The 13,528-nt window shown below is 62.1% G+C and carries 14 protein-coding genes and 1 pseudogene; 1 reads left to right on the top strand and 14 read right to left on the bottom strand.

The genetic code is table 11. From position 1 onward, the window contains the following. Positions 1 to 6: 6 nt before the first annotated feature. Positions 7 to 1,920 (top strand): PhoX family protein, encoded by a 1,914-nt coding sequence (locus CFBP4996_RS23325; RefSeq protein WP_080853627.1) that lies wholly within the window; start codon positions 7 to 9, stop codon positions 1,918 to 1,920. A 108-nt stretch (positions 1,921 to 2,028) separates the two neighbouring features. On the opposite strand, the gene CFBP4996_RS23320 is transcribed toward CFBP4996_RS23325, so the two are convergent. The 14 genes and pseudogenes from CFBP4996_RS23320 to ubiT all read right to left on the bottom strand — a co-directional run bounded on the left by CFBP4996_RS23320 (position 2,029) and on the right by ubiT (position 13,527). Further along, positions 2,029 to 2,724, bottom strand: a complete 696-nt coding sequence (locus CFBP4996_RS23320) for a cytochrome c3 family protein (protein WP_031234041.1) — start codon at positions 2,722 to 2,724, stop codon at positions 2,029 to 2,031. A gap of 2 nt (positions 2,725 to 2,726) precedes the next feature. Next, positions 2,727 to 3,218 carry a nitrate reductase cytochrome c-type subunit gene (locus CFBP4996_RS23315; RefSeq protein WP_065655264.1) on the bottom strand — a complete coding sequence of 164 codons (492 nt, stop codon included), beginning with the start codon at positions 3,216 to 3,218 and terminating at the stop codon, positions 2,727 to 2,729. Then, positions 3,188 to 5,692, bottom strand: coding sequence for a periplasmic nitrate reductase subunit alpha (gene napA, locus CFBP4996_RS23310; protein WP_080853628.1), 2,505 nt, complete (start codon positions 5,690 to 5,692; stop codon positions 3,188 to 3,190). Before napA ends, CFBP4996_RS23315 begins: the two co-directional genes overlap by 31 nt. Next, positions 5,667 to 5,954: a chaperone NapD gene (locus CFBP4996_RS23305; protein ID WP_003520944.1), complete on the bottom strand. Its 288-nt coding sequence runs from the start codon at positions 5,952 to 5,954 to the stop codon at positions 5,667 to 5,669. Before CFBP4996_RS23305 ends, napA begins: the two co-directional genes overlap by 26 nt. Further along, positions 5,947 to 6,447, bottom strand: a complete 501-nt coding sequence (locus tag CFBP4996_RS23300) for a ferredoxin-type protein NapF (RefSeq protein WP_080853629.1) — start codon at positions 6,445 to 6,447, stop codon at positions 5,947 to 5,949. Before CFBP4996_RS23300 ends, CFBP4996_RS23305 begins: the two co-directional genes overlap by 8 nt. 7 nt (positions 6,448 to 6,454) lie before the next feature. Further along, positions 6,455 to 6,640, bottom strand: coding sequence for a periplasmic nitrate reductase, NapE protein (gene napE, locus CFBP4996_RS23295; protein ID WP_031234042.1), 186 nt, complete (start codon positions 6,638 to 6,640; stop codon positions 6,455 to 6,457). A gap of 201 nt (positions 6,641 to 6,841) precedes the next feature. Further along, positions 6,842 to 8,029, bottom strand: a complete 1,188-nt coding sequence (locus CFBP4996_RS23290; RefSeq protein ID WP_137396294.1) for an NnrS family protein — start codon at positions 8,027 to 8,029, stop codon at positions 6,842 to 6,844. Beyond that, positions 8,026 to 8,778, bottom strand: coding sequence for an ATP-binding cassette domain-containing protein (locus CFBP4996_RS23285; RefSeq protein WP_080853631.1), 753 nt, complete (start codon positions 8,776 to 8,778; stop codon positions 8,026 to 8,028). Before CFBP4996_RS23285 ends, CFBP4996_RS23290 begins: the two co-directional genes overlap by 4 nt. Then, a complete protein-coding gene (locus CFBP4996_RS23280) occupies positions 8,775 to 9,584 on the bottom strand; it encodes an ABC transporter permease (RefSeq protein ID WP_078053275.1) in 810 nt (269 codons plus the stop codon). Before CFBP4996_RS23280 ends, CFBP4996_RS23285 begins: the two co-directional genes overlap by 4 nt. A 5-nt stretch (positions 9,585 to 9,589) precedes the next feature. Next, entirely contained in the window at positions 9,590 to 10,573 is a 984-nt protein-coding gene (locus tag CFBP4996_RS23275; protein ID WP_080853632.1) for an ABC transporter substrate-binding protein, read from the bottom strand. 147 nt (positions 10,574 to 10,720) lie between these two features. After that, positions 10,721 to 11,104, bottom strand: a complete 384-nt coding sequence (locus CFBP4996_RS23270) for a hypothetical protein (RefSeq protein WP_080853633.1) — start codon at positions 11,102 to 11,104, stop codon at positions 10,721 to 10,723. After that, the gene (ubiV, locus tag CFBP4996_RS23265; protein WP_080854800.1) at positions 11,101 to 12,039 is read right to left on the bottom strand and encodes a ubiquinone anaerobic biosynthesis protein UbiV; all 939 of its coding nucleotides are present in this window, start codon (positions 12,037 to 12,039) and stop codon (positions 11,101 to 11,103) included. The genes CFBP4996_RS23270 and ubiV overlap by 4 nt, the downstream gene beginning before the upstream one ends. A gap of 5 nt (positions 12,040 to 12,044) precedes the next feature. Next, a pseudogene (gene ubiU, locus CFBP4996_RS23260) lies at positions 12,045 to 13,021 on the bottom strand (ubiquinone anaerobic biosynthesis protein UbiU). Next, on the bottom strand, positions 13,012 to 13,527 hold the full coding sequence (ubiT, locus tag CFBP4996_RS23255) for a ubiquinone anaerobic biosynthesis accessory factor UbiT (RefSeq protein WP_031234044.1): 516 nt from the start codon (positions 13,525 to 13,527) through the stop codon (positions 13,012 to 13,014). The pseudogene ubiU and the gene ubiT overlap by 10 nt, the downstream one beginning before the upstream one ends. Position 13,528: the final 1 nt, after the last annotated feature.

Genomic DNA, 13,528 nt, shown 5'->3' with positions numbered 1-13,528 from the left:
CAGACTATGACCGACATCGATACGAGCAAATTGTCCTGGGACGAGTGGGACGAACTGCAGAACCCGCCGCCGGCCGAAACCGATTTCGACCGCGTCGTCGAAACCGCGATTTCCCGCCGCGGCTTTCTCGGCGGCGTGCTTGCCTTCGGTTCGGCCGCGGCCGCCATGGGCACGCTCGGCAACCTGATGAGCAGCACCTCGGCCGAAGCGCAGGAAGCCGCCGTCGGCCGTTTCCCCTTCAAGCCGGTTGCCGCCGCCACCGACAACACCATCCATGTTCCGGAAGGTTATAACTGGAAGCCGCTGGCGAAATGGGGCCAGCCGCTGTTCTCCAACGTTCCCGATCTCGACCCCGCCAAGGGCGTCAGCGTTGAAAACTCCGACAAGGTCTTCGGCGAGAACACCGACGGCATGGAACTCTTCGTGGTCGGCAGCCACCAGCTGATCGCCGTCAACCATGAATATGTGAACCCCGAAATCAACCTTCCGCACGCTGAGAAAGGCAACCCGAAGACGGCCGACGACGTGAAGATCCTGCAGAACATGCAGGGCGTCACCGTCATGGAAGTCGCGGAAGACAAGGATGGCTGGAAGATCGTTCTCGACAGCCCCTTCAACCGCCGTATCCACCACAATACGCCGATGAAGCTTTCCGGCCCGGCCGCAGGCTCCGATCTCGTCAAGACCGCCGCCGACCCGAAGGGTGTCGACTGTCTCGGGACCTTCAACAATTGCGGCGCCGGCCGCACGCCCTGGGGCACCTACCTCACCTGCGAAGAAAACTTCAACGGCTATTTCGGCACCACCGATGCCGCCTTCAAGCTGCCTGACGATTACAAGCGCTACGGCATCGTCGCCGAAACCCGCTACGCCTATGAGAAATTCGACGCGCGTTTCGACGTCGCCAAGAACCCCAACGAACCGCGCCGCGCCGGTTACGTGGTCGAGATCGACCCTTCGGACGCCTCCTCCACCCCGATCAAGCGCACCGCGCTTGGCCGCATCAAGCACGAAAACGCCGCCGTGGTGATCGCCCGTGACGGCCGTGTCGTCGTTTACATGGGTGACGACGAGCGTGGCGAATTCCTCTACAAATTCGTCTCCAACGGCATCTACGTGCCGGGCGGCGACACCTCGAAGCTGCTCGACGAAGGCACGCTCTACGTCGCGAAATTCTCCGATGACGGCGCCGGCGAATGGCTCGCCCTGACGCCTGAAACCACCGGCATGAAGATCGACGAAATCTGCGTCTTCACCCGTCAGGCCGCTTCCAAGGTCGGTGCAACGACCATGGACCGCCCGGAATGGGTCGCCATCAACCCGGTCGCCATCGAAGCCTATTGCGCGCTGACCAACAACAGCCGCCGCGGCGAAATGAAGGACGGCAAGCTGCGCGCCAATGCCGGCGGCGACGCCATGGCCATCAATGCCGCCAACCCGCGCGAAAAGAACGAATACGGCCAGATCGTGCGCTGGTATCCGGAAAATGACGACCATGCGGACGGCAAGTTCAAGTGGGACCTGTTCTGCATGGCCGGCAACCCTTCCGTTCACAAGGACGCCTATGCGGGTTCTTCGAACATCAACGAAGGCAACATGTTCAATTCGCCTGACGGCATGATGTTCGATAGCACCGGCCTGCTCTGGATCCAGACCGATGGCGAGGACACCAATGAAGGCAACTTCGCCGGCCAGGGCAACAACCAGATGCTGGCTGGCGACCCGGCCACCGGCCGTATCGAGCGCTTCCTCACCGCGCCTAAGGGTTCCGAAGTCACCGGCCAGACATGGTCCGGCGACAAGCGCACCCACTTCGTCGGCATCCAGCACCCCGATGCCCCCTTCCCGGATGGCGAAGGCAAGCTCCCGCGCTCGGCCCTCATCGCCATCAAGCGCGATGACAATGTGAAGATCGGCTAAGCCACAGACATATTGGCAACCGGATCGCCGCGACAGCTGCGATCCGGTTGTACTGACGAAAACGCCGTTCGCCCGAAGGGATGCACGGCGTTTGGTTTTTCAGGCGGATCAGAACACGTTCCGGTGCACATCCGTCATCGCGCGCCGCAGGTCATCGACGGCAGAGGCCGTCGGCCCCGGCTGGTCGTTGAGCGCAGGCGGCATTTTCCAGCCGGGGTCTATGCCTTCCATATTCGGCAATTCATGGGCGATGCCTTTATGGCAATCGATGCAGGTGGCCTTGCCCGTCAGCAGATATTTGGAATGGATATCGGCGGCGCGCTGCGTCTGTTTGGTAAAGTCCATGGCGGCGGAGGAATGGCAGTTACGGCATTCCAGGCTGTCATTGGCCTTCAGGCGGGACCATTCGTGCTGGGCAAGCTCCAGCCGCTTGTCGAGGAACTTCTTGCGCGTATCGATGGTGCCGAAAATCTTGCCCCAGACCTCCTTCGAGGCCTGCATCTTGCGGGCGATCTTGTCCGTCCACTCATGCGGCACATGGCAATCCGGGCAGGAGGCGCGCACGCCGGAACGGTTGGAGAAATGCACCGTCCGCGTCAGTTCCTCATAAACATTGGCGCGCATCTCGTGGCAGGAAATGCAGAAGGCTTCCTTGTTGGTCATTTCGAGCGCGGTGTTGAAAGCGCCCCAGAACATCACTCCGCCGACAAAGCCGCCGAGTGTGAGGAAAGCAAGGCTGAGCGTGCCTGCCGGCGTCGTCAGCACCGCCCAGAGCCAGACGAGAAGTTTTTTCACACGGGCGATCATCATTCGCTACCCGCCGGTTTGACGCCCATTTCGCTCATGTCCTGAAAGGTGTTGGGCACGAGCGGCCGAGTGTCGGCCTGCGGCACATGGCAGGCGGTGCAGAAATAGCGGCGCGGTGAAACATCCGCCAGCATCTGGCCTTCGCGCGTCATGTAATGGGTGACGCTGATCATCGGCGCGCCGGAATCCTGCGTGAATTCGCGCTTGTGACAGGAGAGACAGCGGTTGGCGTTGACCGAAAGCTGGTAACCGTCGATCGAATGCGGGATGACCGGCGGCTGTTCGGGATAAGCGCGCATGCGCCTGAAATCGTCGATCACCCATTTCGGCAGGGGTTTGGCGGGCTCGGTCTGCATGGCGTCACCGCGCGGGCCGGACAATTCCGGCACCATCTGCGCAACGGCCCCCGTCGCCACCGTCGCAACAACGAAAGCGGCGATCATCCATCCGTGTTTCCTGATCATGCGACCGGCTCTATCTTGACTGCGCATTTCTTGAAATCCGTCTGCTTGGAGATGGGATCGGTTGCGTCGAGCGTCACCTTGTTGATGAGCTGACTGGCATCGAACCAGGGAACGAAGATGACGCCGGGCGGCATGCGGTTGCGGCCGCGTGTTTCCACGCGGGAGCGTATTTCGCCACGGCGCGAAACGATGCGGATTTCCGCGCCCTGATTGAGCCCGCGCTTGCGCGCATCGTCGGCATTCATGAAACAGCGGGCGCCCGGGAAAGCCTTGTAGAGTTCCGGCACGCGCATGGTCATGGAACCGGAATGCCAGTGCTCCAGCACACGGCCCGTCACCAGCCAGGTATCGAATTCCGCATCCGGGGATTCCGCCGGCGGCTCGTAGGGCACGGCGATGATGACCGCCTTGCCGTCCTTGTTGCCGTAGAACTTCACGCCCTCGCCCGGTTTGACATAGGGGTCGTAACCTTCGCGGTAACGCCACAGCGTTTCCTTGCCATCCACCACCGGCCAGCGCATGCCGCGCACCTCGTGATAGGCATCGTAAGGCGCCAGATCATGGCCGTGGCCGCGCCCGAAAGCGGCATATTCCTCGAAGAGACCCTTTTGCAGATAGAAACCGAAGTGTTTTGCTTCCTGGTTCTCGTATTCGCCGTTGATCTCGCTTAACGGGAACTTGCCGACATCGCTGTCCTTGAAGAGCACCTCATACAGCGTCTTGCCGCGATAGGCGGGATTGGCATCCAGTATCTCCGCCGGCCACACCTCATCCGTGGTGAAGCGCTTGGAGAACTCCACCAGCTGCCAGAGGTCGGAACGCGCCTCACCCGCGGCTTCGACAAGCTGGTGCCAGACATGGGTGCGCCGCTCGGCATTGCCATAGGCGCCTTCCTTCTCCACCCACATGGCGGCGGGCAGGATGAGGTCGGCGCTCATGGCCGTGATGGTTGGATAGGCATCCGAAACAACAATGAAGTTTTCCGGGTTGCGATAGCCCTGATAGGTCTCGTTCTTGGTGTTGGGACCGGCTTGAACGTTGTTGTTGACCTGCACCCAATAGAAATTCAGCTTGCCGTCATGCAGCATGCGGTCCTGCTGCACGGCGTGGTAACCCGGCTTTTCCGGGATGATGCCGTGCGGGATGCGCCAGATTTCCTCGGCATGTTTACGGTGTTCCGGGTTGGTCACCGTCATGTCGGCCGGCAGGCGATGGGCGAAGGTGCCCACCTCGCGCGCCGTGCCGCAGGCCGATGGCTGGCCGGTAAGCGAGAACGGGCTGTTGCCCGGCTCGGAAATCTTTCCGGTCAAAAGATGGATGTTGTAGACCATTTGGTTGGCCCAAACGCCGCGCACATGCTGGTTGAAACCCATGGTCCAGAGCGACATTACCTTGCGGTTCGGGTCCGCATAAAGCTCAGCCAGCTCCTCCAGGAAGCCGGCTTCCACACCGGTCATGGCGGCGGTCTTTTCCAGCGTGTATTCGGAGACGAATTCCTTGAAGGTCTCGAAATCGATCGCTTCGGTCTTGGTCGGATCGGCGGAATTGGCGGCATTCACCTCCGCCGGATTGTCGGGCCGCAGGCCATAACCGATATCGGTGACACCGCGCACGAATTTCGTGTGGTTCTTCACGAAGTCTTCGTTGACGCGCCCGGTCTTGATGATGTGGTTGGCAATGTAATTGAGGATGACGAGATCCGTGCCCGGCTTAAAGACCATCGGAATATCGGCAAGGTCCATGCTGCGATGGGTGAAGGTCGAAAGCACCGCCACCTTCACATGATCGAAGCCCAGACGCCGGTCGGCAATGCGCGTCCACAGAATGGGATGCATCTCCGCCATGTTCGAACCCCAGAGCACGAAGGCATCGGCATGTTCGAAATCATCGTAACAGCCCATCGGCTCGTCCATGCCGAAGGTGCGCATGAAGGCGTAAGCGGCGGACGCCATGCAGTGGCGGGCATTGGGATCGAGATTGTTGGAGCGGAAGCCGGCGCGCATCAGCTTGGTCGCCGCATAGCCCTCGAAGATCGTCCATTGGCCGGAGCCGAACATGCCGACGGCGGTCGGTCCCTTCTCCTTCAGCACCCGCTTGCACTGCTGCGCCATCATGTCGAAGGCCTCATCCCAGCTCACCGGCTCGAACTCGCCGTCCTTGGCGTAGACGCCGCCTTTTTTGCGCAGAAGCGGGGTTTGCAGGCGGTCCTTGCCATACATGATCTTGGACAGGAAATAGCCTTTGATGCAGTTGAGGCCGCGATTGACCTCCGCCTGCATGTCGCCATGGGTGGCGACGACCTTGCCTTCCTTGACGCCGACCATGACGCCGCAGCCCGTACCGCAGAAACGACAGGGCGCCTTGGACCACTTGATCTGCAATGCGGAAACCCCGCCCGGCACCGGCTGGGCGGCGGCCGGCAGCGCAATGCCCGCCGTTGCCGCCGCAATGCCGGCGGCATGGGCCTTCAATAGATCACGCCGCGTCAGTTCGCTGCTCATCGCCGCTTGTCTCCTCTGTATCGACGTGTTCGAAAACCATGTTGGCGGCAATCACACCGTCGAGTGTCGAAATATAAGTGAGCGTATCGCCCAGCATGCCGGTGCTCGTGCCGTCTATGACGATGACGATCTTGCCGTTGCCCTCGCCATGAACCTCGACATTGTCGAGCGTTGAAAGCGTTGCCAGCACGGCGTCCCGCATCTGCGGCATCACCGCCACCACGGCACTTGAAACATGATACCGGCCTGTATTTTCAGGCATATTGCATCTCCGTGGCTCTCTCTTTGATCTCGATCACACTGGCGGGACAGACGGACACGCAGGCCCCGCAACCGGTGCAGGCATCTTCCAGCAGTTCCGGAACGAAGGGGCCGCCACGGCGGGGCCGAAACCGGATGGCCTCGGTCGGACAGGCATCGCGGCAGGCCTGACAATCGATATTGCCGAAGGCGAGACACCCCTCACCGATCGCCATGACATGATCGAAGCGCTGTGCCGCGGGGGCGGTAAAGACAGGCTCGGGACAGGCCTCCGCACATTTGCCGCAGAAGGTGCATCCCCCGGCGGAGAAATCCACGGAAGGCAGACCGTCCGCCATGGCAATGATGCCGGTGGGACAGACCTCGACGCATTTTGCGCAACCGCTGCACGCGGCGAGGTCGCTCAACGCGACCCCGGGGGGACAGATGCGCGGTCTATTTTTTTGTCCGCCGCGCAAAAAATCGCGCCGGCTGAGAGAGACTTCCATCATCATCTCGCCCTCAATGGCCCGGCGGCCCCGGCGGGCCGTAAATGATCTGGAACATCCAGACGATAAAGCCATAGGCTCCGACAAATCCGACCGCCAGAATGGGCCAGATTCCAAAGGCCAGAACGGCGAAGGTCACAAGTTCCTTTGTCCGGCTCGGCTTTTCATCTGCGTGTTGAGGCGCGACTATTTTAGGCATATTCGCGTTTCCCTATTCGGTTGGAGTGATAATCGACCAAAAAGAAAATATGTTCAACCATTTGATTTTATTGATTATTTATCAAAACTAACATTCATCAATATCCCTCTTCTAAGTCACTGATTTCACATTGTGCTTTTGCTGAAAAAATAAACAAATTCGCCGGAACAGTGATGTCGCCGCGGCTGGACAAGGTCTCGCTCATCCGCATGCCCCCGCCTCATCGATGCCAGGCGCGCGCATGAAAGGCAGGAAGCCCTGCAACCAGACCCCGAAGCTCGCCGCCCACAAAACGGCGCTGAGGCCATGGTGATAGGGTGATAATGTTGCGGCAAAATCGAATTCCGGCAGGATGCGGACCAGACCGGCCATCACCATCAGAAGGGCGGCCGCATGCGCCTGCCGTGGCAGATGCGTCAGATTGCGGCCCGTATGTCGCAGCCCGGCAATGATGAAGACGGCCATGATGGCGCATCCCAGCGCCCCGACCGACAGCAGATGCAGCCCTGCGGCGGGCGTGACGGGAAAACCGAGCCGTGTCGCGCCGAGCGCCAGAAAACCCGCGCCTGCAAAGGCGTTGCCGAGGCCAAGCAACAGCACCTCGGTCTTGAAGACGGCGCGCCCGATGAACCATTCCGCCAGCCGGTCGAAAAAGGCGGCACCGGCCGCAAGCGAAAGCCAGGCGCAGACATCGCTTTGCGGAAAGAAAAGTTTCGCCGCCATGTAAAGCGTCACCATGGCGCCTGCCATATGCTGGCGGCCGGGATGCGGCCGGTAACGTGTGGTCTCGCCGCCCGGATCGAGCGCCAGATTGATGACGACCACATTGATACGCGCGGCGGAAAGTGAAAACAGCACGGTGAAAATGCACAGCGCCGCTTCCAGAAAGCGGGATGCAAGTTCGAGATCGCCGCTCCACCAGGCATAACGCACACCCGCTTCAGCCGCCGTAAACAGAAGAAGCCAGATAAGGAACGCCAGGTGTATCATCGTGCGCCGCGCCAGCATCGCCCTGCCGATGAGAATCGAGAGCGCGAGCAGAAAGGCGAGATCGAAAAACCCGGCAAACAGGCTCCCTGCCTCCATCCCGAGAAAGCCGATAAGGCGGCCCGGCAGCCAGAGACCGGCGAGATGAAGCAGCGTTCGTCCCTGCACCGGCTTCGTATCCGTCCATTCCGGCACCGCCGAGCCAAGAAAACCGGCAAGCGCCATGCCATAGGTGCCGAAGATCATTTCATGGGCGTGCCATTGCGATGCAGGCACTGCATCGGCGAAAGGCAGGGCATAACCACCGATGACGATCCACAGGAAGGGCCAGCCTGCGCCATGCAGGGCGGCCAGAGGGAAAAACAGCCGCAGGGCTTCGGAAAGGATGGGGAGTTGCCTCATCGCACCCGCTCCTTTGCTGAAAACAGTTCGGCGAAGGCCGGGCTCCCGGACAGGCGTTCCGCTTCGTCGAAAACCGCACGCGCCATGCGCCGGCCCGGCGAACCTGCGGGCTTATGCGCGGCAATGACTCGGCCATCGACGCCGGAGAGCACGATCAGCCTGTCGGCAACCAGCAACGCCTCATGAAGATCATGGGTGACGAGAAGGGTGGAAAAACCGCGCCGACGAGCGGCGCCCACCAGAAGCTCCTGCAAATGACGGCGCAGGCCGACATCGACGGCGCTGAAGGGCTCATCCAGAAACAGCATGTCCGGTTCCACGGCGAGCGCCCGCGCCACGCCGGCGCGCTGGCGCATGCCGCCAGAGAGTTCCACCGGATATTTGCCAAAATCCGCCGTCTCCAGACCGACCTCCAGCGCAAAAAGGCCCGCCCTTTCGCGCCGCTCCCGTTTCGGCATGCCTGCCGCCGCAAGGCCGTAGGCGATGTTGTCGATAAGCGTCATCCACGGCAGCAGCCTCGGCTCCTGAAACACCAGCCCCTGCCGGCGATAATGGCGGTGCACGCGGCCGCGAACAGGATCGATGATACCAGCCGCGATCTGCAAAATCGTCGTCTTGCCGCTGCCGGAGGGGCCAAGCAGCGCCACGGTTTCCCCCGACGCTATGCCGAGATCGAAATTCTCGAACAGGCTGCGACCGAGAAAGGCATGGCCGACATGTTCGAAGCGCAGGATGGAACGGTCGCTCATCGTTTGACACCCCATGGCAACCCGGCGGCGCGCCAGCGTTCCAGCGCCTCGCGCAGCAGATGCAGCAGGCCGTAATCGGTCAGCAGCGCCAGCGCGACGGTGATGGTGAGCCAGGCGCTGACCTGTGCGATGTCGAACAGCGCGCGTGCGGTGGCCAGTTCGCCGCCAATGCCGCCGGAATTCGAAAGGAGCTCGGCCATGACGGTTACTTTCCACGCGCTTCCCGCCGTCGTCGTCCAGGCCGGGAAAAGGTAGGAGAGCACATGCGGCATGGTGACAGTGCGCAGCCGGTAAAACCACGGAGCGCCGAAGGCCTGCGCCATCACCTCCAGCTGACGGTCCCGCTTGGCGACACCTTCCAGCGCACCGGCGAAAGACACGGGAGCCGAGGCGATGATGACGGTCATGACAGCCGTGCCCCCCGACGAGCCGAACCAGATGAGCGCAAGGACGATCCAGCCGATGGGCGGCACGCCGAGCAGAACGGTGACGACAGGCTTCATCAACCGCATGGCCGCGAACGAATAACCCGCCAGCACGCCCGCCACCGTGCCGATGCCGGCGGCGATGGCGAAACCGGTCAGGGCCCTGACGGCGCTCTGCGACAGGATGGCGAAGAAATCCGGCCGCGCCGCCAGAAGCCCCATTGCCGCGAAGGTCTCTCCCGGCGAAGGCAGGATGAAGGAGCCATAAATCTCATGCCCGGCCTGCCAGGCGGCGAGAAAACAGAAAATGCCTGAAAGCCCGGCCCAGCCCGCCCAGAGATAGCGGCCCATCCAGCCAAGACTTTCGAGAATGCGGTTCATGCCTGCTACACCAGATAAAACCCGTCATCCGGCCGCCGGCCGCCGATAATTGCCGGGTCGGCCCTGGCAAGCTCATCGTAAAACGCCTCGAGATCGGCGCGCGCAGCGCTCGCCTTAAGGGCGCACAGATGACTTGTCGGAAAGGAAGCGGCGATGATTTCCGGCGGGAAACCCAAGGCATCAGCGGCCGCATCAGCCGCCGTCTTCGGATCGGCCATGGCGCTGGCAAGCGCCGTCTCCATGGCGTCCTGCAAAGCCTCGATGCCGGCCCTGCCGAGTTTTTGCTGGACCGGCGATGTCAAGGCGAGGCCAGCCTGCGGAATTTCAGCCTTGCCGGCCACCTTCGCCCATTCCCGCTGAATATCGATGGTGCGATGGACGGTCATGAAAAACGACTTCGCCTTGATGAGCACGGCGGTCGCGGCCGGCTCGCTCAACAGGGCGGCATCCACCCGTCCCGTCAGCAGCAATTGCACGGCTTCCGGCGGCGAAGCGGCATATTCCAGCTTGATGTCGCCGGGCTTCAGGCCGTTTTCGGCAACTAGGCGGCGCAGCACAAAATCGGGCATGTCGTTCTTGAACGGCAAAGCGAGGGTCTTGCCGGAAAGGCTCTGCAGGGAGTTCAACGTCCCGTCTTTCGAAACGATATAGAGCAGGCCCGTGGTCAATACGTTCAACAGCCCGAGGCCGAGACCGCGATTATGGAGATTGGCGACGCCGTAGCTCGGCATCACCACCGCCCCCATGGAGCCGGAGGCGACGGCGGCGCGCATTTCATCCGGCGTTTTCCAGGCTTTGAAGACTGCTCCGGGTGCGACATCCTTCAGGAACCCGCCCTTTACCGCATGGGCCAGCACGGCGGAGGGCGCGGCCGGAGGGCCATAAAAGGTGAGCGGCGTTTCCGCCTTCGCAACATGCGGTGCGGCAAGTGTCGCGACCGTCAATCCCGAAAGGGCAGAAAGAGCCTGACGACGGGTGAGATGGGCCATGGTCCTGATCCTTTCGCGCCGGAAGCGCCCTGATGCGCGTGACGCCCGCTCAGACCGTTTTTCGGTCCCGGCGCGTCACCAACCCGGAAATGACATTTTGCAAGCGCCCGCTCTTTGCGCAGGATCAAACAGAGCCGAAAACAGGGATTATTCGCCCTTCTTGAGTGAGAGCGCGTCCCGCAGGAGCCGCGAGCCCTCCTGAGCGGCGGCGGCGATATCGAGAAACATCAGGCTTGCGGTTTCAACCACGCCTTGATCCACCGTGTCGTCTTCGGCAAAATCGCAGAGCATCTCGGTCAGGAGCGCGATCTTGCGACGCTCCTCGCGGGCGGCGGCCAGAAGCTTGACGATATTGCGCTGGCGCTCAAAATCCTCGAGTTCGCGCAGCGCCTCGTGCACCCTGTCGCGGCAGCCGCAATCAAGCGCGCTCTGCAAGACAATGTCGCGCACCAGATGGATTGCCGCCGCGATATCCGCTCCGCCCGGCGTCGCTGCGGGCAGCATTTGCTCACTTTGCCCGTTCGTCGTCATGCATTCACCCCATGCGCCGTGTTGCGGGCGCGGGCGATCCAGACCGCCCCTTCCTGCCCGTGGTGAAAACCATTGGAAAAGGGCACGTCCGGATAGATTTGCCCGAGACGTGCAAGACCGTCCTCCGCCTCCCGCCTGCCGGCCAGAACATCGTCATGGATTTGCGCCACCGCAACCATGTCGCAGTCCTGCGGCGACAGCCGAAAGCGGGAAATGCCGGCGGCGGCCAGATCCTGCAATTCGCCAAGCAGCGACTGGCAGGTATGCGACACCGTCTGTACGCCGTTCAGCGCCAGAAACGACTGCCGGTCGAGCGTGCGTACCGGCAATCCATCCGGATCGTCGCCGCAGACGAACTGGCAATTATCCTTGATATTGCCCTTGGCGCGGGCATGGGCGCAGCGCGCCGAAATGGCGAGCGGCAGGCGGCCGAAGGCGAAGATTTCGAAGTCCACATCAGGCGTCTCCGCCACGATGCGCTCCACCGAGGTCATCGGCAGTTCCGGCGGCAGGCATATGGCGCTCGCGCCGCGAGACGACAGCAACCGCGCGGTCGCGGCATTATAGACATTCACCATCGGGCCGACGACATGCGGCGTGCCGTGCAACATGCCGAGCGCGGAAAGATCGTTCGCCTCGACCGGATAGGGACTATCGGCGATCAGGCCGCGCAGGTGGCGGCTTTCCCGCTCCAGCGTCACCAGTGAAAGCGTCGAGAGGATCACCTGTTTCCCCGCACTCTCCAGCCGCTCGATCACCTCTGCCAGATGCGGCTCGGTGAAATGAAACCGTTTGGAGCAGACGGTTTCACCGAGATAGACATGGCTGACGGGCGCTTCATCGGCGATACGGAAATAGAAATCGCGCCATTTCTCGCCCTGCCAGAGATAGAGGACCGGGCCGAGCGCCAATGTGGCTTTTGCGGGTTTTGCCATCGCCGTCATCTCCAGCGTTTCTCATAAGCACCGACGGTGGTGCGCTGGCCTTCGCTCAGGAGCCGGAGGCGGGAAAGCAGTCTGCCGCGCTCCTCAGCACCGGCGGCAAGCGCCCGGTGCAGGGTGGAAACCACTTCCGCCACATAGGCCTTGCCGCGCTGGCGGCCCTCGATCTTCAGCGCGCTGACCCCCGCCTCGCGCAAGGCATCGATCTGGTCCATCACGTCAAGCGACACCGGATCTTCGAATGCATAGGACCTGTCATCGGCAATCTCGAAACGGCCCTTGCACAGCGTCGGGTAACCCGCCGCCTCGCCGGCCGGAAAACGGTTGATGGTATAATCGCCAAGTTCCGACACCAGCGCCTGCCCGTCCTGCCGGTAGCGGACGTGGCTTGCCGGCGAGCAGACGCCGTTCATGTTGGGTGACTTGCCTGTGGCGTAGGAGGATAGCGAGCAGCGCCCCTCCGCCATGACGCAGAGACCGCCGAACACGAAGATTTCGATCTCGCAGCGGATTTGCCGCGCCAGCCGGGCGATGTCGGGGATAGTCAGGGTGCGCGGCAGCACCACGCGTTTCGCGCCGAAGGCATCGACGAGGAAATTCACCGCGTCCGCATTGGAGGCGGAGGCCTGCACGGAGACGTGGATGCGCTGCTGCGGATGATGTTCCGCCACATGCGCCATCAGGCCGAAATCGGCAAGGATAAGCGCGTCCGCCCCCGCCTTCACGGCATCGGCCGCGCCGCGATACCAGATATCCTCATGCCGGCGCGCATGAAGGTATTGAGCGCCACGAAGGTCTGCACGCCGCGCCTTTTCGCGTAAACGATGGCCTCGGCAAGTTCCTCGCGGGAAAAATTAAGGCCGGGGAAATTGCGGGCATTGGTTTCATCCCGAAACCCGCAATAGACCGCATCCGCCCCGGCATCCACGGCCTCGCGGAAGGCGGCAGGCGTTCCCGCAGGACAGATCAGTTCCATGCCTCACCTCCCCGCGTTTCGGATAGAACATGGCCGCGCAGGCGGTTCGCGAGACTCGTTACCACTGGCGCGAAAGGCCCGGCAAATGCACCGAGATCACGCGGCAGGTCGATGCCGCTATCGTCAACCGCATTGCGCAGTGCCAGCATCGCCTCCATGTCACCCGTCACGCTCAGGTCACGCGAAAAAAACAGCGCATCGGCATCCTGCCGCCCCTCCATCAGCGCAAGCAGCATGAAAAGCGGTCCCTCGACCGCCGCGTCCGCCTTCGGCAAGCGGGCCTTGCGGCTGACGGTGATGGCGGGACCTGCCGGCTCGACCATGAAGGCGAAGGGGAGATCGACGGGCAGAAAGGCGTAGCGCTTGCCACGATGTTCGCCGAGCCGGACGAACATATCCGGATGCCGCTTCATGATCTGCGCCAGCATCGCCGCCGTCGCTCGCTGCACCACGGCAATGGGCAGAAAATTCATGGGGCGGGCGATGGCGGCGGGAAAAGGTCTCATG

The organism is Agrobacterium leguminum, assembly GCF_005144435.2.
Lineage (GTDB): Bacteria > Pseudomonadota > Alphaproteobacteria > Rhizobiales > Rhizobiaceae > Agrobacterium > Agrobacterium leguminum.
The sequence above is the reverse complement of the archived record's forward strand: the minus strand, read 5'-3'. Positions and strand labels throughout refer to the sequence as shown.